The organism is Paenibacillus pabuli (genome assembly GCF_039831995.1).
GTDB classification, from domain to species: Bacteria; Bacillota; Bacilli; order Paenibacillales; family Paenibacillaceae; genus Paenibacillus; species Paenibacillus pabuli_C.
This window is the reverse complement of record NZ_JBDOIO010000005.1, coordinates 725,089-751,831: the sequence shown is the minus strand read 5'-3', so window position 1 is coordinate 751,831 and position 26,743 is coordinate 725,089. Positions and strand designations below refer to the sequence as shown.

At 44.7% G+C, this 26,743-nt stretch carries 17 protein-coding genes and 1 pseudogene; 15 read left to right on the top strand and 3 right to left on the bottom strand.

Going from position 1 to position 26,743, the window contains the following annotated elements; all coding sequences use genetic code 11:
• Window positions 1-48: 48 nt before the first annotated feature.
• From ABGV42_RS30080 to ABGV42_RS31930, 5 genes and pseudogenes are all read left to right on the top strand, one after another.
• Complete coding sequence (locus ABGV42_RS30080) at window positions 49-1,320, top strand: S1C family serine protease (RefSeq protein ID WP_347385003.1); 1,272 nt, start codon at window positions 49-51, stop codon at window positions 1,318-1,320.
• 274 nt (window positions 1,321-1,594) lie between these two features.
• On the top strand, window positions 1,595-2,116 hold the full coding sequence (locus tag ABGV42_RS30075; RefSeq protein ID WP_347385002.1) for a hypothetical protein: 522 nt from the start codon (window positions 1,595-1,597) through the stop codon (window positions 2,114-2,116).
• 282 nt (window positions 2,117-2,398) lie between these two features.
• Complete coding sequence (locus ABGV42_RS30070) at window positions 2,399-2,566, top strand: CxxH/CxxC protein (RefSeq protein ID WP_063870633.1); 168 nt, start codon at window positions 2,399-2,401, stop codon at window positions 2,564-2,566.
• A 242-nt stretch (window positions 2,567-2,808) separates the two neighbouring features.
• Window positions 2,809-3,288 carry a 23S rRNA (pseudouridine(1915)-N(3))-methyltransferase RlmH gene (gene rlmH / locus ABGV42_RS30065; RefSeq protein WP_095362209.1) on the top strand — a complete coding sequence of 160 codons (480 nt, stop codon included), beginning with the start codon at window positions 2,809-2,811 and terminating at the stop codon, window positions 3,286-3,288.
• A 147-nt stretch (window positions 3,289-3,435) separates the two neighbouring features.
• Window positions 3,436-3,717, top strand: a pseudogene (locus ABGV42_RS31930) (hypothetical protein); the annotation flags it as partial.
• Between the two features lie 7 nt (window positions 3,718-3,724).
• Here the strand turns inward: ABGV42_RS31930 and ABGV42_RS30055 are convergent.
• Together ABGV42_RS30055 and ABGV42_RS30050 are read right to left on the bottom strand one after the other, a co-directional pair.
• The gene (locus ABGV42_RS30055) at window positions 3,725-4,177 is read right to left on the bottom strand and encodes a HEAT repeat domain-containing protein (RefSeq protein ID WP_347385001.1); all 453 of its coding nucleotides are present in this window, start codon (window positions 4,175-4,177) and stop codon (window positions 3,725-3,727) included.
• Between the two features lie 118 nt (window positions 4,178-4,295).
• The gene (locus ABGV42_RS30050; protein WP_347385000.1) at window positions 4,296-5,273 is read right to left on the bottom strand and encodes a YndJ family transporter; all 978 of its coding nucleotides are present in this window, start codon (window positions 5,271-5,273) and stop codon (window positions 4,296-4,298) included.
• Window positions 5,274-5,507: 234 nt separating this feature from the next.
• On the opposite strand from ABGV42_RS30050, the gene ABGV42_RS30045 reads away from it, so the two are divergent.
• From ABGV42_RS30045 to ABGV42_RS30000, 10 genes are all read left to right on the top strand, one after another.
• The gene (locus tag ABGV42_RS30045) at window positions 5,508-5,876 is read left to right on the top strand and encodes a hypothetical protein (protein WP_347384999.1); all 369 of its coding nucleotides are present in this window, start codon (window positions 5,508-5,510) and stop codon (window positions 5,874-5,876) included.
• Window positions 5,877-6,128: 252 nt separating this feature from the next.
• Window positions 6,129-6,788, top strand: coding sequence for a hypothetical protein (locus ABGV42_RS30040; protein ID WP_347384998.1), 660 nt, complete (start codon window positions 6,129-6,131; stop codon window positions 6,786-6,788).
• A gap of 33 nt (window positions 6,789-6,821) precedes the next feature.
• A complete protein-coding gene (locus ABGV42_RS30035; protein WP_347384997.1) occupies window positions 6,822-8,099 on the top strand; it encodes a polysaccharide deacetylase family protein in 1,278 nt (425 codons plus the stop codon).
• 130 nt (window positions 8,100-8,229) lie between these two features.
• Entirely contained in the window at window positions 8,230-10,353 is a 2,124-nt protein-coding gene (locus ABGV42_RS30030; RefSeq protein WP_347384996.1) for a bifunctional metallophosphatase/5'-nucleotidase, read from the top strand.
• A gap of 560 nt (window positions 10,354-10,913) precedes the next feature.
• Window positions 10,914-16,976 carry a DUF7601 domain-containing protein gene (locus ABGV42_RS30025; RefSeq protein ID WP_347384995.1) on the top strand — a complete coding sequence of 2,021 codons (6,063 nt, stop codon included), beginning with the start codon at window positions 10,914-10,916 and terminating at the stop codon, window positions 16,974-16,976.
• Window positions 16,977-17,003: 27 nt separating this feature from the next.
• Entirely contained in the window at window positions 17,004-17,780 is a 777-nt protein-coding gene (locus ABGV42_RS30020) for a class B sortase (RefSeq protein ID WP_347384994.1), read from the top strand.
• Window positions 17,781-18,314: 534 nt separating this feature from the next.
• Window positions 18,315-19,607: an SMI1/KNR4 family protein gene (locus tag ABGV42_RS30015; RefSeq protein ID WP_347385250.1), complete on the top strand. Its 1,293-nt coding sequence runs from the start codon at window positions 18,315-18,317 to the stop codon at window positions 19,605-19,607.
• Between the two features lie 107 nt (window positions 19,608-19,714).
• Window positions 19,715-20,242: a GNAT family N-acetyltransferase gene (locus ABGV42_RS30010; protein ID WP_347385249.1), complete on the top strand. Its 528-nt coding sequence runs from the start codon at window positions 19,715-19,717 to the stop codon at window positions 20,240-20,242.
• Between the two features lie 246 nt (window positions 20,243-20,488).
• Complete coding sequence (locus ABGV42_RS30005) at window positions 20,489-21,706, top strand: HAMP domain-containing sensor histidine kinase (protein ID WP_347384993.1); 1,218 nt, start codon at window positions 20,489-20,491, stop codon at window positions 21,704-21,706.
• A gap of 491 nt (window positions 21,707-22,197) precedes the next feature.
• Entirely contained in the window at window positions 22,198-25,113 is a 2,916-nt protein-coding gene (locus ABGV42_RS30000; protein ID WP_347384992.1) for an S-layer homology domain-containing protein, read from the top strand.
• Between the two features lie 180 nt (window positions 25,114-25,293).
• On the opposite strand, the gene ABGV42_RS29995 is transcribed toward ABGV42_RS30000, so the two are convergent.
• Window positions 25,294-26,385: a GntR family transcriptional regulator gene (locus tag ABGV42_RS29995; RefSeq protein WP_347384991.1), complete on the bottom strand. Its 1,092-nt coding sequence runs from the start codon at window positions 26,383-26,385 to the stop codon at window positions 25,294-25,296.
• Window positions 26,386-26,743 lie beyond the last annotated feature (358 nt).

The window sequence follows — 26,743 nt, the reverse complement described above, 5'->3', positions numbered from 1 at the left end:
GCGGCAGTCAGGATCTGGATGCGTGACAACGAAGGGGAGAGGATCACGATGGGATTGTTCGGAGACGATTTTTATTCAACCAAAGTATCAAGACGCGCCGAGCCTGTACAGAAAGGCAAACTTCAAATTATCCGCCCCGGTGGACGGGACCGCTGGCAAAATCCGCGCCGGTCGCGCTCAGGCATCAGCTCCACCGTGAAGGTGGCTGTTATTAGTTCGGTAATCAGTTCCATCGTGACCGTCACGCTGTTTAGCTTCATCATGCAGCCCGCATCTGTCCCTCTAGCCAACGCTACAGGCAATGGCGGGAACGGGGGAAACGTACAGGCGGCGCAGACGGCTGACCCATACGACCGGATTATCCAGGCAGCGGCCGAGGTGCGTCCTTCGGTGGTGAGCATCGTGAATCATAAGACGGGTGGCAGCCTGTCCATGGAAGACTCGGCGCTCGGATCAGGTGTCATTTTCAAAAAGGAAGATGGCAAAGCTTATATCATGACCAATCATCATGTCGTCGAAGGGGCAAGTGATCTGGAGATCGTAACGGTTGAAGGTGAAACGCACAAGGCGAAGTTAGTCGGCAAAGACCGTGTGAGCGACATTGCAGTCATGTCAGTAGAAGACGATAAAGGCATTGGACCTGTAGCGGAGATTGGAGACTCTAGTAAGCTTCAGCGTGGTCAAACCGTGCTGGCCATAGGGAACCCACTCGGTTTGGGCGGTACACTGACCTCCGGTATTGTCAGTTACACAGATCGGATTCTGCCCGTATCCATTAATCAAGATGGTGTGTATGACTGGGAGCAGAACGTAATCCAGACGGACGCAGCCATCAACGAAGGAAACAGCGGTGGCGCACTGGTTGATCTCAACGGCAAAGTGGTCGGCATCAACACGATGAAAATTTCGGATACTGGCGTTGAGGGACTGGGCTTCGCGATTCCCATGAACGAAGTGATGAAAACCGTGGATTCATTGCTGCTGAACGGCAAAGTCTCCCGTCCATACCTGGGCGTGTACACGGTTGATCTCAGTAATCCATATGCACCACTGGATGACGAGCAGCGCAAGGATCTGAAGCTGCCATCTCACGTCGACAGCGGCGTGGTAGTGCTCGAAGCATCCGGTCCGGCATCCGACGCGGGCTTGAAGCTCAATGATGTCATTACGGAATTTGATGGGCAAAAAATTACCTCAACGCTCGACCTGCGAAAATATCTGTACGATAAGAAAAAGATTGGCGATACGATTGAAGTATCCTTTTACCGGGACGGCAATGCCGAGAAGGTGTCGGTGAAGCTGACGGATAAACCGGAGTAAAGGTAATCGGAAATGGATTTGGTGAGAAGTCCCCTGCTCGTGAAAGAAGCGACATATCATTCATCTGGAATGATTGACCCTTCTGACATGAATCGGGGACTTTTTTTGTTTTCCTTTCGAATAAGCGGATTGAACCAGAGCCAAAGTCTCAGTTACATAAGGTGAAGGCTGTGATAGACTATTTCAAATAGTGCCAAGTTGCACAACTATGCGGGTAACATGCTTTTGTCGTAGCTGGGTTGAAGATCAATTTGGAAGAAGAGGAGTTTATTTGATGAAACATATGGTGAAAAAATCGCTCGGAGGAACAGCATTACTGCTCTCATTGTCCATACTCTCTGCATGTGGGTCGGAGGTATCTTCATCTGGATCTGCGGATAACAGCGGTTTGGAGGGACGAGTTGCAGGTCTGGAGAAGCAGCTTGCCTCACAAGGTGAGAAGAGCTTAGAACAGGATGAGAAGATTGCAGAGTTGGAGAAGAAGCTGGACGAGCTGAACAGCACGGTAACAGCGGTAAATGAAGCGGGTGGGAATGGTTCTGCTGCTTCAGGAAATAACGGATCTGCCGGTAAGGGAGATGGGGTACTCATTACGTTTGCTCAATATGAGAAGCTTGAGGTGGGCATGACGTATGATGAAGTGAAGGAGATTGTTGGCGGTGAAGGTGAGGCCCTGAGTGAGGCGGAAAATTCAGTCGTCTATAATTACAAGGGTTCTGGTGATTTGGGCGCAAACGCCATTCTGGCGTTCCATGGCGGCAAGCTGCTGACCAAGGCACAATCGGGATTGAAGTAAGAAAGTTGAACTGAAGATTGAATGCAATGAAACATAGATAAGCGCTGTAGTATGGAATCATTGGAGCGTTTCTTATGGACATGGAATAATGTCGAAAAAGGAACGCTTTTTTGGTTTGATTTCTGCCGGTTGGGGAAGATTATTGGGGGTTAAATACGATTAATGAAGGATAGGGGTTTCTTTTCCACCCCAGGTGTGATAGAACATAGAAGTGGCTATCCTATATGGATAAGCGGTTGTGAATCGGGAGCATAGCTGGTTACAGAAAGGATGCTTGAACGGATGTACGTTGTATGCAAAGAACACGTGGACATTGCCATTGACATGTTTGTCGATGAGTATGAGGACGCTCCGGATATTGTTGATCTGAAGGAGACGGAATTTGCCGATTGGGACCCGCCTGCGAAGTGCGCCGAGTGCGAACAAAAGGCCGAGTATCTGGTCGTCTAGCGTACTGTGTAGGCATCCGCAGCAGTGCGTCCCTTATGGACGCTCGCTCGCCTGCCATCCGGTATGAACATCACAGGCAAGAAACAGGGAGAGCGTGTCGGAGCGCTCTTTTTGTGTTTTCGGGGAATGGGTAGGTGGTATTGTATGCTGGTGCAGGTTTAATAAGTGAGATCATAGGTGTGGCGAAGCACTGTTCATAAATAGATACATACGGAATTGGATCATGAGGAGGAAATGGTTTTATGTTCATTCAGATTATTGGCGTAGGCAAATTGAAGGAAAAATATCTGACGCTCGGCATTCAGGAATATGCCAAGCGTCTCGCCCCGTACATCAAGTTTCAGATGATCGAGGTCGCAGACGAGAAGGCGCCCGACACCCTGAGCGAAGCTGAGGTGCGGGCGGTGAAGGAGCGCGAGGGTGAACGCATCCTCGCGCATGTGAAGAGCGAGGCGCATGTCGTTGCGCTCGCATTGGACGGCCAGCTCTGGAGTTCTGAGGAGCTGGCAGCAGAAATCGACAAGCTCGGCACGTATGGGACGAGCCATGTCGTGTTTGTCATCGGAGGCAGCCACGGGCTCTCCGATGAGGTACTGCGCCGCGCGAAGCAGCGACTGAGCTTCGGGCGCATGACACTGCCGCACCAGTTGATGCGGCTGGTGCTGGTGGAGCAGATTTACCGTGCGGTGAAGATCAATCGGAATGAACCGTATCACAAGTAAGCACAAAGTCATCGTTAATTGAAGCGTCAAAGCACAATTCAATGTCCTTGACGCTTCTTTCGTAGGGGCAAGTTTTTTGCGGAAAACTCGCAGTAGCCTGTATTCAACGCCTATCGAGGATAGGAACACGATTGTGCTAAACCCAGTCCATTTACGCCACGGGCGGCAGCGAAGATTGCAGAGATTGTTGCGAGTGAGTTCCCGGCTGGTGTAATCAATGTCGTTCATGGTGATGCGGATGTGGGCGACAGAAAAGCATGTCATCAACGTTCCGCAGACACTGGATCTTCCTTATATACCAGAATAAATCTTATATCACGTAACTTCGCATCGTACAGGGAATGTACAAGTGATGGAGGTGACCCTGAAGAAATAAAGAAGCCACTCCATTTTTTTGGAGTGGCTTTGTACTCAGCTATGATACGATGAACGGCGGCTATTTTCTACCTAGTGTCTCCCAAATTCCATGGAGCCAGGAGTCGAACTCAGCATCTTTGTCGCCCTCGTAAGTATCATAGATATCCAGACGTGTCTTTTGCAGTTTTTCCTTAAATTGCTCGAATGTGTGACCTTCAGGAAGGCTTTTTTTAATCCGTAGCAAAATTTTGTGAAGACCTTTAAACAGATCGCCTTTGTTTTTGGCAGGCATCTGTACATCTTCATCCAACTGCTTGAGCTTGTGATATGCGGCTTCGCGCACTTGAAACACTTGATCATTTTTCAAAACATAATGTAGCAACTGTATGGTAGGGACGGTATCCCAGTTTCCCAATTCGTTCACCGCATTCAGTCTGTCTCTCCAGCTTGCCGACCGATTAGCCGCTCGTTTGAGCTCCTCAAAGTTTTCCGGTAGTTCGTTAACTGCTCCAATATCATGGTTGTTCGTCAAAGTTCAATCTCCTTAATCATCGCCATCTCGGCAGAATGATGAATGTTAATCAGGTAAACACCATTATAGCACGAACCTGGCTAAACTACTTCATTAAAGCCGATTGGCTAGCCTAAACCTATCTAGTCTCCTTGACAATCCTTTTTTTCTTAATGAAGTCTACCATATACACCCAACCAATCAGTCCACATAAGACAAATCCAAACGCATACAGAGATCCATAAATGGGAATAAAATCGAGTATGGTTAAGGAGTACATATTTTTTAGTAACGGATAGAAGATGGAAATGACAACAACCGTGTAAAAGGCTAGGCAAGAAAGGCCTAAGAAGAAGGCTGCCTTAATATCCAAAGCGTTTTTTCTCAAGTAAGCAAGGAGATAAGCGGTATAAACCACAATATTACATGCGAACAAAGTGACACCAATGTACTCGATCGGCTTGGAGAAAATCATTCCGAAAGCAATCAATATGGGTCCGATGATATCGATGGCAACAACCCATGGATACCAGCTTTTTTTCGTCATGATCCGTCCCAGTGCACCAATAAAAATCGGAACGATCGCAGATGAAAAATGAAAATGGACCGAGCTTAACGCGTGTGTTGCCACATTAGCCTCAAAGAGGTCGAATTGATATTGATATAAGGTAAACCAAATGCCCCCTATAAAAAAATAAACGAGCCCGGCGCCAATCGCTATCTCCGCTGCTTTTCCTCTAGAGAACACAATAGTGCTCAAGCCATAGATGCCAAGCAGCAGTGTGAACAATAGCCACCCAAGGGACAGTATCCCTGGGATTGCCGTACTTTCTAACCCCCACATCTTACTACTCATTACCGAGGCCAAGGTAAGAAGTGCAGCGGGAAATTGAAGCCATTTCATAGCAGCATAAATCATTCGTTGATGTTTATTTCTTACGTCATGGTTCAAAAGTAAGATTACAAGAGGTACAATGACGAAAGCCGCAAACAATAGAAATTTTTCAACAAGTTCGAATTGAAAGTAATCAAGATAAAATATCAGAATGCTTATGATTCCACCGGGAAACGCGGGTGCTAATAATGATTTCATTCGTTGCTTCAAGGAACTATTCATGGTGTTTCCTTTCTAACCTATGTTTATCGTAATAACTGCCTGCATCCAGTTGTGTAGCGTTCTTTATTATAGATCGGCAATTCTTCTTTTTGTAGTCTAACACATATAATTGTCAATATATGAAAATAAGCATCTTACTGCGAGAAGGATCGTGTGAAAATAGTCTCTTGAGTCTTTCTCGACGATAGTTTCAAGAGGAGCGCTTTTCTATATTGTTAAAAAAGGAGAATGGAGATGACTGCAAAGTTAACCTTGAATTATACGGATGGAGATTTCATAGAAAAGATAGAAATACCCATTTACGATGAGTGTCGTAAGAATACCTCTTTTGGGCTGTATCATTTAAATCGCAACCCTGCCCTTACTGTTCACAAAGAGTTATTCGTTATCGATGAATCAGGGATTGCCCCAGAATCTATGTTTCAAAGTGTTACAGAATTTTGTGAGGAGATTATTCCTTATTTATTGAGTAGGAAGAATGAGTCACTATTTCTATTTGGGGAGTACTACGATGCAGAAAAGGATAAGATGATAGACATTGATGATATTGAGATTCTCTGTTTCGTAGGCGGAGAAGCCACGGCACAAGAAGAAAAAAAGTAATCTAGGATAAAAGTCAGAGACGATGGAGAAATGTCCACGTCTCTTTTTTCTGCGCTCTGAACTTTTAAATATTCATTCAACATATTAAGAAATAAAGGCCAATTTCCGATAATTAATATGCGGTCATATGTCCTAAATCGACATTTATCAACATTTATCAACATTTTCTTAGAAAAGGTGACTTAATATATGTTTTCGCCGTTCCAAAAGAAGAAGAGTAGACTTGAGCAGCAATCGAGAGAGGACCTTCACATGAAGAAGGACTTCGACGAGCCGCAAGAAGAAGGTTCACTAAATTCGACTACTTCCGAAGCGAAGGAAGAGCCTTCAGGTTCTGTTTTAATTAATAAGGCCCATATGGACAAAAGCTCGCTTGATCTATTATTTGCCGTTGAACAGATGATTAAGGATAAGCAGCATGTTGAAATGAGTCATAACGATTTGCAGGACCGACTAAACCATGCGAACGGACAAAATGATCGTTTGAACAGAGACCTAAAGAACTTGAGCAAGGTCATTGAGGAACGTGAAAAGAGCATTCTGGAGCTGGAGCGGAAATTGACCGATAAAAATCTGAAGGTTGATCAAATGCTAGAAGACTATCGGGAGCTTCAATCCAATATGTCTGGTCAGAACGATGAGCTTAAAAGTGTAATTGAGCTCGAACGCCAGAACTATGCCGGTCTGCTTCAGAAGCACAATGAGATGATTACGGATAAGAATAAGAGAATCAGCGAGCTTGAGGAGAAGAATGTAAGATATGAATCCGAGCTCTCTCAAATGAAGCAGAAATTCGATGCTCTTCGCCAGGAGAAAACGCATCTGCTTAATGTTGTAAATGACTTTACGAACAGACTGACATCTCCGTTTGCATCGAACACAGGAACAACTGAGGAATCTCCAAACGATTAAGGTCATGTCTGATCGGAAGAGAGGACGAATGGTATGGAGACATACATTACGCAGGTAATAGAGCTGTTATCGCTTGGGAAGACCCCGGATGGTGTATATCAAATCACAGTCGTCGTGACCCAAGAGGATAGGCAAGCTACATACGAAATTGATATTGATGAGTTTACATATATTGAGCTTGAAATGTTAAAGCCATTGAATGGCGACAGGATCCGACTCTCTCCCTACTCCAAGTGGGATCCTTATCGAAATACCTTTTATAGTTCCGTAATCAGAACCACTGATGTTTCCCGGGATGTGCAGTATTTTGGATGCAGCGAAGCGTACACACATGAAATAAAGCGGATCAGGAACCTTCCGCCCGTCCCGGCAGAAGATAGAAGGCAGGAGGACATAGTAGAGGAACCTGCTCCGCAGCAGATACAACTCCTGCGGCAATTCTCTGAACACATGCCTAAAATATTCGTTCTGTTCCTGGTAACTGCCGGCTTGTTGGTTGTTCTATCTATCACTTCGAAGGGGAACGACGATTCTGCACATACATTTAGCGGATCGATCGGGGTGGCGCAGGCAGAGGAAAAAACGTATGCTTCGAAGGCACCGACGGTTCCTGTACTAATAAACGATTTAAACAAGTCGGGAATCTCAGATGAGGATGCAAGAACAGGCCACTTGGTCGTATCGCAAGTATCGAATCAGCCTAAGACCACTCAAGCATCCTTAGAAGTCATCGACATTGATAAAGAGGAGTCTTTCTTTGGTCTGCCCAAGGGATATGTGGCTTTAACTTTTGATGATGGTCCTTCCACGCTTACGAAGCAGTTTGTGGACATTCTGACAGAACAGAAGGTAGCGGCAACATTCCTATTCGTAGGGCAGAAGGTGGAACGCAATCGAGATGCCGTGATCTATGCGAGTGAACATGGAATGGCGATCGGAAATCATTCCTGGGATCACAGTTTGCTTCCAAAAGCTACCCCTCAGGATCAGAGCGAAAGCTTATCGAAGACAAACAGCGTTATAGAATCACTGACGCATAATACAGTTACGTTGTTTCGACCACCATACGGTGCGATTAACAACGAACTTGTCTCCGAGGTCAAAAAGATGAATATGAAGACTCTCCTATGGAATCGGGATCCAGAGGACTGGAATGCGAAGAAGCCAGAAGACATTATTCGATACTTTCATCAGGTAGAAGCTGCTGGGGGCGTATATGTGCTGCACGAGAACAAGAACACATTAAAGGCACTTCCAGCTATTCTTAAACATTTAAAAGAACAGAACTTAGAATTCGTCATTTTCAAATAAAATAGACCTGCTTCCTTCTCTATCAATCTTTCAAAATTTTTACATCCATTTGATATATTTCGCGATTTTCTTGACTTGATTTATGTTAAAATATCTCAGGATCAGAAATTGGAGAGGGGTTTTTTAACTCATGTCATGGAAAAAAGTTCTGGGGAAAAGCACCATTCGTGTGGCTACGACTGCACTATTACTTTCTCAACTATTCGGCGCGGTAGGTCCTGTCTCTGCTGCAGGCACAGATGTAGAAGTACACTTGATCGGAATCAATGACCTGCACGGTCAGCTGGATACCACATCAATGGTTGGTGATAAAAAGGCAGGAACGGCTCCAATTCTAGCTACATATCTAAAAGAAGCTCAAGCCAAACATGAACACTCCCTACTCTTCCATAATGGAGATTCTGTTGGTGCATCTGCTCCCGTTTCTTCGTTGGATCGGGATGAGCCTACGATGGAATGGATGAATATGATGGGCTTCGATGTGGGTTCACTCGGCAACCATGAATTCGACCAAGGGATCGCTGCATTAAAAGCACAAATCTTTGGCGGACTTGATCCAAAAGAAGGAAAAGTGACTCACGCCGGGGCAAAATTTGATTATGTGAATGCAAATGTCGTTGAAACTGCCACTGGCAAAACATTGATTAAGCCATATGTAATTAAAGAAGTGGGCGGCGTCAAAATCGGATTTATCGGATTGGTGACGAAAGCTACACCTGCTAAAGTATCCCCATCGGGTACAGCAGGCGTGCGTTTCTTAAGCGCTGAAGAAGAAGTGGAAGCCGTTAATAAATATGCAAAAGAATTGCAAGATCAAGATGTTGAAACGATCATCGTTCTGGCGCATGATCCAGCAACAACCAAAGAAGGCGTAACCACTGGAGAAGCAGCTGATTTAGCAAAAGCTCTGCCAGCAGATTCGCCTGTTGACGTTATCGTAGCAGGTGACAATCACGCTTTGGCTAATGGTGAAGTAAATGGGAAATTGATCGTTCAAGCGTATTCTTATGGTACGGCATTTGAAGACATCAAGTTGATGATTGACCCTACGACTGGGGATGTAACCGAAAAATCAGCTACAGTGACAACGACTTTCCAAGAGGGTGTAAAAGAAGATCCTGAATCTTTGGCTATTATTAAAAAATCATTGGACAAGCATCCTGAGCTAACCAAGCCAGTAGGTACAACAGATGGTTCTGTCACTCGCACAGATGCTTACAATAACGAAGCACCTCTCGGAAACCTCATTGCGGATGCTATGCGTCAAGCAGACTTTGGTGATAACGCAAGCGATGCTGACTTTGCATTTATGAACCCAGGTGGTATTCGTGCAGATCTGCCAGAAGGCGATGTGACCTTTGCTGATCTTGCTAAAATCCAGCCGTTTGGCAATACTCTAGTGAAACTTGAGCTGACGGGTGAACAAATCCAAACCTTGTTGGAACAACAATGGGGAACCAATGCAGATGGTACACCAAACACCAAAACACTACAAATCTCTGGTTTGAAATATACGGCAGATTTCAATAAGCCAGTTGCAGAACGTGTAACGAGTCTTAGTCTGGAAGATGGCACACCTATTGACCCTGCAAAAACGTATACAGCTGTAGTTAACAACTTTATGGCAGCTGGTGGAGATAACTATAAAGTGCTGGTGGATGCTAAGTCATCCCTAGCAGGTCCTATCGATCTGGATGTATTCTACCAGTACATTGTAGATGCGTATAAAGGCGGCACGATTCAAGCTAAAACAGAAGGACGTATTACGAACGTAGCTGCCCCTGCAGAGCAACCAGAAACACCGGTAGCAACAGAATTCATTTCCCGTGCTGAATTTGTAACTGCTCTAGTAGACATGTTGAAACTAAATGAAGTTGCTACAGCACCTGCATTCAAGGATGTGGCTGCTGACGCGGCATATGCAGACGCAATCGCTGCAGCTACTCACGCTGGATTCATTCAAGGCTACGGTGGCAACTTCAACCCTGACCGTGATATCACTCGTGAAGAAGCAGCTACCATTCTTGCTAAATTGTTGAAAAATCAAGCTTCGGATAAAGATGCTGCTGCGATTATTGCTGGTTTTGAAGATGGCAAAACCGTATCTGTCTATGCAGTTAAATCCTTGGCACAATTGATTGAGCAAGGTATTTTTGGAGCGGCAGAGAACAACGAACTTCAACCTAAACAAGGTCTTTCCACTAACGATGCCAAAGCTCTAATTGAAAAAGCTGTTGCAGCAAAAGCTTCGTAATGTAGAACGTATTCAGGCCTTATTTTAAGACAGGGAAACACATCCTTTTTGGAAAATAAGCTTCTCTATTGATAAACCTCGAATTCATGAAAGAGTTTATCTGGGAGATTGCTGTATTCCAAATGAGGATGTGTTTTTTTATGCTCTTATTGATTAAAAACTAATCTACGGCTGGTTGTACTCCACTGAGGTAAGATCATTTCACAAATATACTCCTTCAAATCATAAATCCCCTCCATTTATCATTTAAGAATCACTATTCATTCAACAAGGTCCTCGAATAGGTAGAAGCCATTGTTCAAGTTGTCTTTGTTGAGATTTTGTAGAGACGAATTTTTTAAACTAGATAAGAAAGAGTGGAAACTCGGACCAAAGTGCATTCTTCACGAGCCATCTATCTATGGAGGAGGTGAACAGGAGGGAACTTGGCAAGATTTCATTGAGGCAAAAGGCTACTGGAATCATGCAAATAGAATAATTACTTCGGCTGAGTGTGATCAGGTCGATCCTCCTGCTGTTGATGAATTCTGGTAATTTAGGAAATGGAGGAGAAAGGTATCTTGAAACGAAAACGCAACATGGGTAAAGCAATACTCTCTTGCTTCTTGGCAATGATGCTTGTTTTGCAGACGGTGGCGTTCTCTGTTACTGCATATGCCGATAGCGAACCAACCAATTCTGGGGCAGTAGCCAATAGCGAAACCGGGTTGAAAGGAACAGACGAACCGGTGCCAGTGACAGACGCCGTGTACGATGTGCCGAACGATTCCATCATGCTGGTGGCAGCTCCGACGGACAAAACAGTTGTGTTCATGGATGCTAATTCAACGTTTCCGCTGAAGGTGACGCAGGGAACGGACATAGCTCCAGGCGGTACGATCCAGGGACGACAGGCGTTTACTCTTAAATCAGAGGGCCTCAAGGTTCCGGTTAAGGGAGATTATGCAAACACACCGGACGAGAATGATACAACCAAGTACATTCAGCAGGGTGATTCAATCGAGTTAAGACGGGATGCCTACTTCAACGAAGTGGTACTGCCGACAGCTACTAAGCCGTTAATGGCAACAACCGATATGGGTTTGAAGCAACTCGGTACCGCTTTTTTCACCCCCGATAGCATCAAAATTGTATTTGATGGTGACGATTGGTTTTTTAACGGTGTCGGAAGAGGGGTTACCTTTGGCTTCGAAACCACTGCCAATTCGGATATCGCAGGCATGAATTACGGTGATACGAAGCCTATCACGATTTTCGGGGGAGCGTATGAGTTAGTCAACCCGGATGTGACGGAAGCGTACAGCATCACTTTAAGCTCGCCTGGAATGATTAGATGGGACCAGTATAGTTACCGGGGAATTCAACCAGCCCAATTGGTAGAGGGTGCAATTACCTGGGAATCAACCGTGTCTGCATTCGATCAGTTTGATAAAACAGTCCAATTACCGTTGGACGGGAAGATATTTTATACGAATCCCGCCACATATAATACGGGCTTTGGTAACGTGTCCGGTATCTATATGGAAGGTTCGTTCAAAGTCAATGGCCAGAACGTAACTCCAGTCATTGGGGCCGACGGCTCGCTAACTTACCTATTTCCGGAGGGAACAGGTTTGGATCCAAAGGTTGAATTTAAAACATGGATACCCAAAGAAGCTTATTATTACGAGCATCGCAATGCACCAAGTAATCTTGGTCGCAGCCACCGGGATATGCATGGCAAAGTGGAACTGAGACAGGACAATACGATGCTGGTGCAGGCAAGTCAGGAGATTTCTTTTGCCCCTGACTGGATTCAAGCCAGTGCTTCCTATGACCATTCGAATGAAACCATTACATGGAAGGTCACGGTTAACCAATATAACAAAAAAGGGTTAAAGGACTTTACGATCACCAATGTATTGCCTGCAGGGCTGGATTTTATATCAGCTGAATGGCAGACGTGGGAGGATAACACTGCATCTGAGGTACAGCCCATTACACCGGATGCGAACAGCATGTATTCCTTTGGGAATATCAACGGCAAAGTCGAATTAGTGATTCAGAGCAAAGTCACAAGCGGCTCCAGCTTCAGAATCGATCCTCGTGCCAACTGGAATATGGATACACCGGGTGGCATACAGAACAACGATGTCATGACGGGTACAAGGCCTAATGCCGTGACGGATGAGGCAGTGGTCAACATCGGGGCACATACGTTTACCAAAACAGGCGCCGTTTCAACCGAGGATTATAGCCTGGGCGGCATTACCTGGACCGTGAATCTGGCACCGCAGTATAATCTGCCAGATGCCGTAGTTTACGATGTGCTGGTACATGGCGGAGATTTGAACGTCTTGGACAACGCAGTGGATGCAACTGGTGAGGTGAGCTCGGAAACGATTGCGAAAATCAAGGCAAATGTTAATACAGCTCAACTTTGGAAGCAATATCACGAAGGTACCCTTAAGAGCGCAAACGGCTTAACTCTGAAGGTTATTCCTTTGACAGTGAACGGTGAAATTGTGGCGGATTTGATCAAGGTGACCGGATATACGGATAAGGCTGCATCCTTCAGCTTCCGTACACTGGAGACTAACCCGGAAGTTCTCTTCAGACAGAATATTGAAGCCGATAAAATTATTCGGAATCGGGCCTTGCTGTTTGATGGAGATACCGTAAAAGCGGCAGAAAACGCTGCTAATCTTCATCTGCGCATGCTGAACAAGGATATGCTGTTTGCATCGAAGCCATTGAAGGCAGATGGCACACTTGAAAATGTAAGCCCGAATAACATTAGCAGTTACATTCGAAACGATAACAATGAAGCATGGACCATTTCCGCCTATGACAGGACAACCAAGACGGTCACATTCCGTTTAGGGGTAAACATGCCTGGATATAACACAGAAGAAATGGCTAAGGATGGCGGTAATCGGGTCATTAGCAATATCAAGCTGGTGGACACACTGCCTGAAGGATGGGAATTTGTTCCGTTTTCTGATGGTGAGGACTTTGAGCTGTGGAAAGGATTTTCCGACAATGGATCAGGTACAGAATATGGTGCCCGCAATGATGCCAGAACACGTATTGAACCAGGGACAAGTGCTCATGTCGTCAGTTTCTCCCATCAAGGAAACGAGGGAACGTTCACTTTCTCGAAGTTAGAGAGTCCATATGTCATTCTGGTAAAAGCAAGACCTTCCAACGCTGCTCTGCAGAAGTATCTGGACGAATACACCACCAGCGGCATCGACAAGCAGGTGCTGTATAACAAAGCCGATCTCCATATGACATGGGGTGGTGTGGAGAAGGTTCTCACTGAACAGCGCAAAGTGATTGTACCGGTTCAGACCCTTGGCAAGTCAGTAACGAAGCCAGTTCCAGGCGTACTCGAATGGACAGTAAACTATACCCCTCCATTCAACATGACACAGGGTGTATATTTGCAGGATACCATAGGTGCAGGTATGGATCTGCGTTATGAAGAAAATGGAGAGCTTGTGCTAACAGCACCTAGTATGGCCGTCTATCGGGCGAAGCTGTCTGCCAGCGGTGCTCTGGAACGAGAGGGAGAAGCGCTGGATCTCAGCAACCCGAATAGTGAAGTTCAGGTAGAAGCTGTCCCAGGCGAGGGCGGCACAACGGTGCTAACATTTAAAATGGATGACCCTAATCAGTTCTACCAGTTTGTCTACCAAACAGAGGTTGACCCTTCCAAAGCAAAAGCTGGAGACAAAATGGGCAACGAAGTAAAGCTGATGGGCGATGATAAGCTGAAAACAGTCAGTGCCAGAAGTGAAAGTACGCTGGACAACTCTGACGTTGCCGGAAGTTCAAGCTCCAATGCCCTTCTGCCTCTGAGGAAGGTGGATCCCGACAACAATCCGCTAAAAGGTGTAGAGTTTACACTTTATAAGAAAGAGGGCGGAACCCAAGTTGCCAAAGGAACAACCGACAGCGGCGGGAAACTGAATCTGTTATTCCCAGATCCAGGATACTATGAGCTGAAGGAAACGTATATCGACACAACAACATGGTTGCCGACTACAAAAATTTATCAGGTGTATGTAGGCAATACGCCAGGAAAGCCCATCTGGGTAGATGGCGTGAAAGTAACCTCGGATAATCCGCTGGTTGTTCCTACACCAGCACAAGGAAAGCTAACCATTACTAATAAGGTGGAAGGAAACGGCAGTGATTCTTCCAAGGATTTTGAATATACCGTGACTTTCGAGGGCAAAGGTAAGGACGGAGAGTATACTTATACAAAGTCCGATAATACGGTTGGCACGATCAAGAGCGGAGACAAGATTAACCTGAAGCACGGGGAGTCTGTAACGCTCTCGGCATTACCTGCGGATCTGGTTTACACGGTAAATGAGGCCGATTATACCACTGTAGACGGTTATATTACTACGCCGGAGACAAGAGAGTTGTCTGGCATTATCGTGAATAAAGGTGATCACAAGGCAGACTTCGTTAATGAACGAACCGTGAACAAACTGACGGTCAGCAATACCGTCATGGGGAACGGTGGCGACAAGACGAAGGAGTTCGAGTACACAGTCATTTTTGAGGGTACCGGCAAGGATGGAAGCTACTCCTACTTGAAATCGGACGGCAGCACAGGAACGATCAAGTCCCTTGATATCTTCAAGCTTAAGCATGGAGAGACACTGGATATGTTGGATCTGCCTAAGGGTCTGAAGTATACGGTTACCCAGAAGGAATACACAGCCGATGACTACATGACCAATCCGGAGGAACGGGAACATACTGGAATCATGGAAGGCCAAGATGAACTAGCCCCGTTCACCAACATTCGGGTGCTGAAGGGCGGCCTGCTCATCAGTAATACAGTTAAAGGCAAAGACGATGACAAAAAGAAACTGTTCAAGTACACCCTTAATTTCACAGGAGAGGGCGAGAACGAAGCTTACACCTATGAAAAATCAGACGGAAGCAGCGGCACAATCAAGAATGGAGAGACCTTTGAGCTTACAGACGGTCAGACACTTATTGTGCAAGGACTTCCAACGTATCTCGAGTATAAGGTGACCCAGGATGATTACACGGAAGATGGTTATGTAACGAATCCTGAAAGTTTCGACCACACAGGCACTATTCCAGAGAAAAAACTGGCCGAAGCGCATTTCATCAATACTCGCCCATATCTGGAAGGCGTTCTGCGTAACAACAACACAGGAGAAGTTATTCCAAATGCACCTATTACAATAACGGACCTGAAGACCAGCAAGGAGATTCAAACGGAAACGAATGACAAGGGTGAATATGCGATTCCGGCCACAGCAAATACGGACTACACAATCACATATACCAAGTGGTATCAGGTAGGCGGAAAAGATGTTCCTGTCGAGTTCACACAAAAAGCCAATGTAGACGGCAGCGTGACGGATGAGACCATTCCAGCTGACATTACAGCTGTAGGGATCGTTCTATTCAAGCAGCTGGATGGAACAACAGAGCTATTCAGTGAGTCATTAACCAGTCAGATGTACATTTATTTGAAGGATATGGACGGCAAGTATGTTGAGGAGAACGGTCATCCGAAGGCGTTTCCTATGGCTTCAAACGGTACCTTCTCTGTGGAGGGCCTGAGCGAGCAGAAGTATACAATGGAAGTTCGCTATAAGGCTGAGACGGGGGAGGAACTGCTCTTCAAAGTAACACAGCTGAACGTGAAAGCGAACGGGGAGCTGAATATATCCGAGGCATTGGTCGATCCTTACGGTACGGTTTATGACGAAACGACAGGAGATGCCAACACAGGCAGGAAAATTGAAGGAGCCAAAGTTACACTCTACTATGCTGATACGCAGCGTAATCGAGATAACGGCCGCATTCCGGGTACGAAAGTTACACTTCCTCCGGTTCCTAATTTTCCGCCTCATGACAACGAGAGCCCAGAGCAGATGAGTGATGCCAACGGCTTCTACGCGTACATGGTGTTCCCTGAAGCAGATTATTATCTGATCGTAACCAAGGATGGATATGAAGCGCACAGAAGCGGTACCATTTCTGTTGATTTTGACATTGTAAAATACGATGTCCCAATGAAACCGATCCGTTCCGGTGGCGGCAGCGGTGGTAATGCTGGGAATGGGAACAGTGGAACGGGCAACAGCGGTAACAGCGGCACAGACAATGGCAGTAACGAAAACAATAATGGTAGCGGTGAAACCGATAATAGTGGCAGTGAAACTGGCAACGGTAGCAACGAGACCGACAACGGTGGCAGTGAAACCGATAATGGTGGCAGTGAGACCGACAACGGTAGCAGCGAGACCAACAACGGTGGCAGTGAGACCGACAACGGTAGCAGCGAGACCGATAACGGTAGCAACGAGACCGATAACGGTAGCAACGAGACCGATAACGGTAGCAACGAGACCGATAACAGCAACATCGGAGCCGACAACAGCAGCAACGAAACGGGCAACGGCAGCAACGAAGCTGATAACAACAGCAACGAAAACAGCAATGTTGGTGACGAGCTGGACGATGCTCCAAAAACCGGAGACAACAGTGTTTCGCCAATGTGGTATATGGCTTTGGCGCTGATGTCTTTGGTGACAATCGGACTCTGTCTACTCGGTAATAAGAAGAAAACGCACATGTAGTAGATTGGAAAGGCGGTAAGAAAGGGAATGAGAAAAACCAAAAAGATGCTTATCGCCGTTTCCTCCCTTTTGTTGGTGTTTTCTCTCGTCAGTATGACAAGAATTTTTTTGCGGGATTATACCGAGAAACAGAAAATTGAAGAGCTGACAGAAGTTTGGCAGGAAGGATCAAACCAAGGAGGAGGGGATACAGTCCCCTCCTTTTTGTCCAATAAGGCGAATAAGCAGGTCATGCTTCCCGAATTTCGGAATCTTTACGAGAGGAACTCGGACATTGTTGGCTGGCTGAAGATTGATGGCACCCGGATTGAGTATCCGGTCATGCAGAATCCACAGGATGCCGGGTACTATCTCAATCATGATTTTGATAAAAGGGAAACTACAGGTGGGCTTCCTTTTTTGGATAAGGATAGTCAGGCTGACACTTCGAACATTTTGCTGATTCATGGACACCATATGAAAAGCGGTTGGATGTTCAAAGACTTGATGAAATATAAGAACGAGAGCTTCTATAAGGAGCATGCCACGTTTCAATTCAGCACACTTTACGAGAAAGAAGAGTATGAAATTGTTGCCGTTATTCTGTCAGAAGTCTATCGGAAATCGGATGACGTTTTTAAATACTACCAGATTGGGGAGATCAATACGCCCGCCGAGTTCGATTCCTATGTACAGAATATCAAGAAACTTGCTCTCTATGATACAGGTGTAACAGCCCAGTATGGCGATAAGCTTGTTGTGCTGTCCACTTGTGAGTACTCGACTGAAAATGGAAGGCTGGCTGTGGTCGCCCGAAAGCGTTGAGGTGCTGCTGATCCAAGAAAATGATACAGGAAATGAATCTGCTTCATATCGCGTTCTCCCTTTGGAGGATGCGATTTTTTTGTCTCCAACACGTTTGAGGCTATTTATTCATTACAATATCATTTACCTCTACTCAATAGAACGATAATCGGACAAATGCACTTTATTTTCCTTGGCGACCGCGTTTCAGGCAAACGTTTGGCGAGAGAGGTACTACGAAGAATGCGATACTGAATCCATTTGTCTCTTTTGATTACAATCGCAATCACAGCCTTTATCACTCTTTTATAGTCATCCTAAATTAAAGTAACGATTAGCATAAGCGGCAATTCGTCTAAATATGAGTTGATGTTATTCATGAGGCTTATTCCACGGGGGCATTGTGTGATTTTGATCGGTTTCTATATTTTCCACGCTGCATGATAGAATGATGGGGAGATAGATTTATCATACATAGAGTACCTGAGTATAGTAGACAGGAGAGTGTCTATCGTGGGATATAGAGATTACGAAGCACAATTGAATCGAATAAAAATGAAACTTAAACAAGCTATGCATAAAGACGCGGATTTCTCCTTGTTTGGAGCATCCTCCCACCAATACAGGGTGAAAGGTAAGCTTATGGCCAAAGAGGTGGAGAACTGGCAGGACCGTAACCAGGTAATACTTCCAGAGCCCTTCGCGCAGTTTTTGACGGAAATCGGGAATGGAGGTGCTGGGCCTTATTATGGAATCTATTCGCTTGAAAAGGCTGCTTCCAATACGGAGCGCGAGGCACTCCTCGCACAACCGGTTCTGCATCCAGGGATGACCAAAGAGGAGTGGAACGATCTAATTAAGCTCCTGACCGAAGATGAAGACATCTCCGATGAAAAATATGATGAGGCCCGTAATAAAGTGCTAGGCGGCATGCTGTGCATAGGTACCCAAGGCTGTGAATACGATATGTATCTCGTGCTGGAGGGGGAGTACAGAGGGAAGGTTGTGTACACTTCTGATTTTCATCCGGATCATCCCTTTTTCTTTGTTTATGAAGACAGCTTTCTGGACTGGTACGAGCGCTGGCTGGATGAAATTATTTTGGACTATGAGGGCTCGTGGTTTGGCGTTCTAATGCCGGGAAGCGAGGAGGCTTTAATGCAGACTTATCAGAAAGCTCCGAACGAAGAGATGCAAACCAGAGCACTGGATGGGATGTATAAATTTAAAAAAGTCTCTCAGGAAACGATTGATTTTCTGAAGAATATTGCAGAGCAACGTCCGAAACATCGATCCACCGCCATTCAGCTCATATGCAAAACGTCTTTTGATACAGGTGCAAGCTTTCTTATGGAGCTAATGCGATCGGATGTGCATGAAGATTTTCTGGAGGCATTAAAGATTCTGAACGCCCACCGAAAAACTGCAGATTTAGCAGAGTTTTATCCGAACATTTTGCAAAGGTTTGACAGGATTAATGATCGTGAAACCCTTCGTTATGCAGGATATATTTTGGAAGAGTGTGATGCAGTTTCTCTCCAACAATTTGAGCCCCATCTGTGCAGCGGTGATCCGAATATGCAAGCCACAGCAATCTATGCTGCTCGCTGCTGTAAGAACAAAGCTGGAAGCTGGAAGATCATTGAAGGCATGTTTGTGGATGCCGATCGGGAAGTTCTAAAAAACTCAATACTATACTGGGGCCTCATTCCACACGAGAAGTTGCTTCCTTACTATAGGGCCATATGGCCGGAGTACAAAAACAATCCAAATTTCAGAGAGAAATTTATCGACTGTTTGAAAGAGATGCGTTTACCAGAAGACTATTTCGAAAGAGATGCATCATGACCAAGCTTCTTGTACAATGGAGTGAATTCAACATGGAAGGGACTGAACGATGCGCAGATATCAATATCTTGAACCTACCCTATCCAAAAACAATGGAGGTGAAAGTATTGATTACAGAATTACAGACAGAGCGTCTGCAACTGAGGAAAATGCAGGTATCAGATTCGCCGGCTTTATTTAAAATCTGGTCTGATCCGGAGGTTACTCGATTTATGAATGTTCGTTGTTTCACGGCTGAAAATCAAGCAATAGAAATGATTCAGCTTCTGGATGATCTATCACAGGACAATAAGGCCATTCGTTTCTCCATCATACACAAAGAATCGGGCGAAATTATAGGATCATGTGGGTATAATGCCTTCAATTTTGCAAATGGAACAGCGGAAATTGGTTATGACCTAGCCAAATCGTACTGGGGAAAAGGTTATGCTTCAGAGGCGGTTTCGAGTTTGGTCGATTACGCCTTCTCATCGTGGAAGCTGAAACGAATCGAAGCAAAGGTGGACCCTAGAAACCTGAATTCCATCAAGCTATTGCAAAAGCTTGATTTTTCGTTCGAAGGGACCCTTAAAAAAACTGAAGGCGTAGAAGAAGCATTTAACGATCTCCACTTATACTTAAAATCAACAATCTGATTGAACTAATCTATCATTCTTACAATAGTAGAATACACTGAGTTTAGCCGTACGGGCTCTAGACCGTACGGCTATATTGCATTTTAAGCAAATCAACATAAATTTATATTAAGTCGTTAGTTAAATAAGATACAATGAAATGTAGAATAGGGCATCCAGGCGGGTGCCTTTAGGTTTGCCCGCGCACAAGGCTATACCGTATTAAGATATTCGAAGATAATAAATTTGAATTGAAATGGTGGGTTCATGAAAGAATTATACAGTCAGGTAAACCGAAGAACATATTATATCTCCATGTTAACGATCATTATGCTTATGGTGTGGGGACTTATCCTATCGACGTCCGAGTTAAAGGGCATTACGATAGGATATGGTATTCATTTTACGTGTGTAGCAATTATATCGGTGTGTTTGCTGATCTATCCGAGGCATGAAACTTATTTTTCCAGAAAGATTATCATTATAATGGGGTTCGCTTATTTCTATACTCTTTTCTTTTTGTACCCGGATACCTGGACCACCTATATTCTGATATGCCTAATTCCTTCCCTTGCCATTTTGTTTTTTGATATGAAATTGTTTTACTTCTCCATGGTTTTAAATGGAATACTGATCCTGATGACTTTCGTTTACATTACTCTAATTGACCAGGGACAGGTGTATACATACTTACATTACGATCTTGTAGGCAATTTAATCAATATCATAGCCAGCCAAGTGCTGCTGTTTCTCATATTTCATTTATCCTTTAGCCGGATGAAAAAGCAGCAACTTTATTTTGAGCAGTTACAGCAATCGGAGCGTTTGAAGATGATCGCTCATTTAACCGCTGCTGTGGCGCATGAGATTAGGAATCCGGTTACCGTTGTTCGAGGTTTTTTGCAGTTATATCAGCAAGATCCTGCTTTTGACCTTCAGGACAAGAACAAGTTTAAATTAATGATCGATGAACTGAATACGGTTGAACATATCACCTCTCAATTCCTGACCCTTTCCAAGCCTAACGGAGATCTGCAACCTGAGAGAGTCGATGTGAAGGGTGTTCTTCAGAGTGTTACAGATCTGCTTAGTTCTTATGCGATGCTATCGGATAACCATATTGATATCGATGTAGAGGAAGACTGCACGATTTTTATTAATACGATTGAGTTCAAGCAGCTGCTTATGAATTTAATCAAAAATGCAGTGGAGGCATCGGATGCTGGCAAGCCTGTTTCTATCACGGCAAAGAGAAATCGTCATTATATTGAGATAAAAATCATCGATCAAGGAAGCGGAATGTCAGAAGATGAGGTGAAGTCGCTAGGTACTCCTTTTTATTCGCTAAAAAGTAATGGAACAGGGCTAGGATTGATGATTTGTTTTAATATTGTGGAAAAGTATGGTGGAGAAATTCGTTATCATAGTTCGAAGGGACAGGGTACAACCGTTACTGTTCGCTTCTTGGCCGCATATGACAAGTGAAAGCGTAGACTAAATTTTCTTACTAAGCGTATTTACGCTAAATGGTAGATAAATTAATGACAAATCTGGCGTAAAAAGGTTTAGGGGGTGTTGGTGATGTCTTGTAACAGAGGGGACAGCACCTACTTTTATTAACATCGTATTGCGCCTCTTTTTTTTCCTCTAGGTTTTCCTGAGATCATAGTAATTCTATAGATTTTTCTTGATTGACTAACGATATCTCGAGTGAGTAGAATAAAAACACAAATCAAGGATGAAATGTGATTCTTGAATGTGAAATCGGCATTATACTTGTCTGCGGCGTGACCAATTGTGAATCAGACAAGCTTAGGTAGTGTACTTGATAGGAGTACATGTCAGATGTTTTTTTGGATGATTGTGCTGGCAGTACTGAGGAGGATTGTAACTGATACATAAAGTAGATTGAGAGATTTATACACCGGCAGAAAAAGGATTTAGTATCCAAAAACTAACTCATTTAAGGGGAACAGATGAAAAAGAATTTTAAAGTAAAATCCTTATCGATCCTATCTACAGTTGCTATCCTTAGCGCCATGGTACCACATGCCTCCGCATCGGTGACTTTGAGCGATATTTCAAACAGCTATGCCAAGAACGAGATTAATGAACTTGTGCAAAAAGGGATTATTTATGGCACAGGGGATGGGAAATTCAATCCAACGAGTAATATAAAGAGACAGGATTTTGCTATCCTATTGGTAAGAGCGCTGAATCTGGATATCGGTAGTCCTCCACAATCACCTTCTTTTAGAGATGTCCCTCAAAGCAACTATGCATTCCCTGCTGTAGAGGCCGCTGTCAAAGCGGGTCTACTTAAAGGCATGGGTAATGGAATTTTTGGCATCAATCAAAATCTTACCCGTGAGCAAATGGCTGTCATATTTGTGAACGCACTAGGAGTTAATAGTGCAGGAAAAGGCCAAAACCTAGGGTTTTCGGATGTCAATTCAATTTCTGATTGGGCTAAAGATGCAGTTGGTGCTGCTATTGAACTTGAACTAATGAAGGGGAATCCGGATGGTACGTTTAAACCTTCTCATCAGGCAAGTCGTCAGGAAGTAGCGCTGGTCGCATACAAGTTTCTCAATGAAAAGACCAAGATTGATGAACAAAAGCCGACTGTGACACCCCCACCGACTCCAATACCGCCGCCAACTCCAACTCCAGTTCCAACCCCAACACCTCCTACTGGTGGTGGTACACCTTCGACAGGTACAGGAGGGAGTTCCCCAAGTAATGGAGATTTGGAAGCAGCCAATTTGGTGAAAGCTATAATTGCAAATTTACCTGTAAAAGGCGAAGTGACGTTAACCAACAAAGTGGCTGTGGTTGAAGCGCGCACAAAGTATGAGGCACTAACTTCGACTCAAAAGACACTGGTGGGAGATATCACGCGATTAACAGAGGCGGAAGCAGCGATTGCTGCATTGGAAGCCCAAGCAGCTGCGGATCTGGAAGCCGCTAATCTGGTGAAGACAGCAATTGAAGGCTTACCTGTAAAAGAGGAAGTGGTGCTTGCTGACAAAACAGCGGTGGAAGAAGCGCGTACAGACTATGAAGCACTAACTGCAACTCAAAAGACGTTGGTAGGAGATATCACGCGATTAACAGAAGCGGAAGCAGCGATTGCTGCATTGGAAGCCCAAGCGGCAGCGGATCTGGAAGCCGCCAATCTGGTGAAAGCAGCAATCGAAGGCTTACCTGTAAAAGAGGAAGTGGTGCTTGCTGACAAAACAGCGGTGGAAGAAGTGCGCACAAAGTATAAAGCACTCACTGCGACTCAAAAAGCGCTGGTAGGAGATATCACGCGATTGACAGAGGCGGAAGCAGCGATTGCTGCATTGGAAGCCCAAGCAGCTGCGGATCTGGAAGCCGCTAATCTGGTGAAGACAGCAATTGAAGGCTTACCTGTAAAAGAGGAAGTAGAGCTTGCTGACAAAACAGCGGTGGAAGAAGCGCGTACAGACTATGAGGCACTAACTTCGACTCAAAAGACACTGGTGGGAGATATCACGCGATTAACAGAGGCGGAAGCAGCGATTGCTGCATTGGAAGCCCAAGCAGCTGCGGATCTGGAAGCCGCTAATCTGGTGAAGACAGCAATTGAAGGCTTACCTGTAAAAGAGGAAGTAGAGCTTGCTGACAAAACAGCGGTGGGAGAAGCGCGTACAGACTATGAGGCACTAACTGTGACTCAAAAAGCGTTGGTAGGAGATATCACGCGATTGACAGAAGCGGAAGCAGCGATTGCTGCATTGGAAGCCCAAGCAGCTGCGGATCTGGAAGCCGCTAATCTGGTGAAGACAGCAATTGAAGGCTTACCTGTAAAAGAGGAAGTGGTGCTTGCTGACAAAACAGCGGTGGGAGAAGCGCGTACAGACTATGAAGCACTAACTGTGACTCAAAAAGCGTTGGTAGGAGATATCACGCGATTGACAGAAGCGGAAGCAGCGATTGTTAATTGGCAAGTAATTGCACTAGCTATTGAGAATTTGAAAGTAACGTATAACGGAGTCGATGTTTCAGTCTTATTACCAAGCCACCAAGATGGAGCTAATATTACTTGGACTTTAAAAGATCCAACGCAGTCATCAATTATTAATATTTTGGATGGTAACATTGACCGTGCCAATTTAACAGCTGATACGAACATTGTGCTCGTAGCCACCATTGCCTCAGGATCTAAGTCGGCTACTAAGGAATTTGTAATTACTGTTCAAGCTGAGGTTGCTGAACCTAAGTCTATCCTCAGTAAAGAAATTACAAATTTCGATTTTACCAATGTCTATGCGACTCAAGCTAGGGGAGAAAGTAAAAAAATTACCTCAACAGATTTCAAAACGAACCCTAAGCATTTCACAATCAGTGATGGGAATATTACAATACCTGTTGACCTGACCTGGGATATTCCATTGAATGGTTTCTCTACCGGACAGGTAGTTGGATCGGCAATTGATAGTTTCATTCAGGACTACTGCAATGCGCATGGAATTAATTTAGGGGATCGGACAGTAGGTGGATATGGATTTGAAGACACATTCTTTATATCTACATTTAAGACGGGATCCTCCGCTGCGATTACATTAGGTGGGAACGACTGGTCGTTTTTCTTTCAAAATAATCATTTCACCGGCACAGACGAAGATAGCACCAAAAATCGTACGTTTGTTGTCAGTGATGGTGTGAGCCAGGCAACTGTTGTGTTAACTCAAGAATTTAGCAACGTTGATAACCTGGTAAGTTATCTAAATAACCAATTGCAGTCTGCCTCAGTTTCTGTCACAGCTGAGAAAGAAAATGAGAATCAATTTAGGCTTGTACCCGATAATTCGAATACGGAGATAACCATTACCGGAACCGATAAAGAGCAGTTCTTTGGCAACTAAGATTTTAAACTAGGCAGGATAGTAATATAGCAAAAATCAATAAGCAGAAAAGGCCGTAGATGAATTTGACGGCCTTTTTGTGCATATTAAAAATTTGGATAATCCCTAAACGTAATAGGCGAGGAGCAACATATTTTAATGTGTAGTGCAGTTTACACCAATCCGTACCCCAGCCTAGTCCTATTCCACCTCAATCTCCTTCACCGTCTCACCCTCCACCAGGACAGGCTGGTAATAGGTGTTGGTGGGAAGATCCTTTTTGCCTTGCAGCTTCTTAATGACCCAATCGGCAGCGTCGCGCCCCATTTGCTCCTGAGGATGGGTCAGCGTGGTGAGTTTGATATTGGCATTCTTGGCGATGTACGAATTGTCCTGTCCAATAATGGACAACTCATCCGGAATGGATATGTCCAATCTTCTGCAGGCATGCACCACTTCCAGTCCCACCTCGTCGTTATAACACACGATTGCGGTTAGAGCTTCCCTGTTATTGTTCAGAAACGTTTCCAGATTAGCGGACAGGTCCGGTTTCGAGGCTGTATCGAATGATAGCACCTGTTCGGGATGGAACCGTAACTTGGCTTCACCCAGTGCTTTGATGTACCCTTTCATCCGATACTTTCCCTGCAAATCGTCCATCTTGGCAATAAGCCCAATCTGGGTGTGTCCTTTGGCAATGAGTTCCCGGGTGGCAAGATAGCTGGACTGCACGTCATCCAGACAGAAGAAGGGAACCTCCAGCTCTTCGTAAAAGGCATTAATCATCGTGAACGGTACATCCTGCTCCTTGAATGACAGATAGTACGCAATGTTGGGGTTATACAGATTGCTCTTGGTAGGCTCAACGATCAGGCCATCGACCCCATAGGAGAGCATCATTTCCAGCGCTTTTTTCTCTTGGGCGACATCATTATTGGTGCTGGCTAACAGCAGCGAATAATTATCCTCGTTCAGTCGGCTTTCAATGCCGCGAATGATCGAGGGGAAAATGTAATCAGAGATGTACGTGGTGATGACACCGATCGTTTTCTTCATTGTCGTTCCGCCGGATCTAGAACGATATTGGTTGCTGACATAGGTGCCAGATCCCTTCTCGCTTCGCAAGAAGCCTTCATTCGACAGTTCTAAAATAGCCTTCCGAACCGTCTGGCGACTCACATTGTAGCTCTCCTGCAGAGCTGACTCTGTTGGAATCTGTTCGCCCACGTTATACGTCCCCGAAAGGATATGGCTCTTTATATCATCAATAATGACCTGGTATTTTGGCTTCACACAATCCACTTCTTTCATCATTACTCATCTATAGAAACGTTAGTGTTCAAATAGTTGTACGTACATATTTTATCATGATTCAGGTCCAATGAAAATAAAACAGTATATTTCTCGAAATAAACCGTACAATTCTGGTTTGATTACATGAAACTGTACACTACAGCATACCCTTAAGCAAGCGGGAAAAGACTTGATAAAGAGTAATATGATGTCCTTTGTAAGTATAACTATTTTATATTATTGACAAATGTACGTACAAAAAATATACTAAGGCTGTCAGAAAAGGAAAGCGCCTTCTTAAACAAGGATTGCTGTTCTTTCACCAGAAGTGATCGCAACAGCAGTTAGACATTTATAC

Bases quoted from the DNA above. Each gene is read 5' to 3' on its own strand.
- ABGV42_RS30075 (WP_347385002.1), top strand. From the start codon at position 1,595: ATGAAACATATGGTGAAAAAATCGCTCGGAGGAACAGCATTACTGCTC.
- ABGV42_RS30000 (WP_347384992.1), top strand. From the start codon at position 22,198: ATGAAAAAGAATTTTAAAGTAAAATCCTTATCGATCCTATCTACAGTT.
- ABGV42_RS30005 (WP_347384993.1), top strand. From the start codon at position 20,489: ATGAAAGAATTATACAGTCAGGTAAACCGAAGAACATATTATATCTCC.
- ABGV42_RS30040 (WP_347384998.1), top strand. From the start codon at position 6,129: ATGAAGAAGGACTTCGACGAGCCGCAAGAAGAAGGTTCACTAAATTCG.
- ABGV42_RS30080 (WP_347385003.1), top strand. From the start codon at position 49: ATGGGATTGTTCGGAGACGATTTTTATTCAACCAAAGTATCAAGACGC.
- ABGV42_RS30050 (WP_347385000.1), bottom strand. From the start codon at position 5,273: ATGAATAGTTCCTTGAAGCAACGAATGAAATCATTATTAGCACCCGCG.
- rlmH (WP_095362209.1), top strand. From the start codon at position 2,809: ATGTTCATTCAGATTATTGGCGTAGGCAAATTGAAGGAAAAATATCTG.
- ABGV42_RS30070 (WP_063870633.1), top strand. From the start codon at position 2,399: ATGTACGTTGTATGCAAAGAACACGTGGACATTGCCATTGACATGTTT.
- ABGV42_RS30045 (WP_347384999.1), top strand. From the start codon at position 5,508: ATGACTGCAAAGTTAACCTTGAATTATACGGATGGAGATTTCATAGAA.
- ABGV42_RS30030 (WP_347384996.1), top strand. From the start codon at position 8,230: ATGTCATGGAAAAAAGTTCTGGGGAAAAGCACCATTCGTGTGGCTACG.
- ABGV42_RS30035 (WP_347384997.1), top strand. From the start codon at position 6,822: ATGGAGACATACATTACGCAGGTAATAGAGCTGTTATCGCTTGGGAAG.
- ABGV42_RS30020 (WP_347384994.1), top strand. From the start codon at position 17,004: ATGAGAAAAACCAAAAAGATGCTTATCGCCGTTTCCTCCCTTTTGTTG.
- ABGV42_RS30015 (WP_347385250.1), top strand. From the start codon at position 18,315: ATGAAACTTAAACAAGCTATGCATAAAGACGCGGATTTCTCCTTGTTT.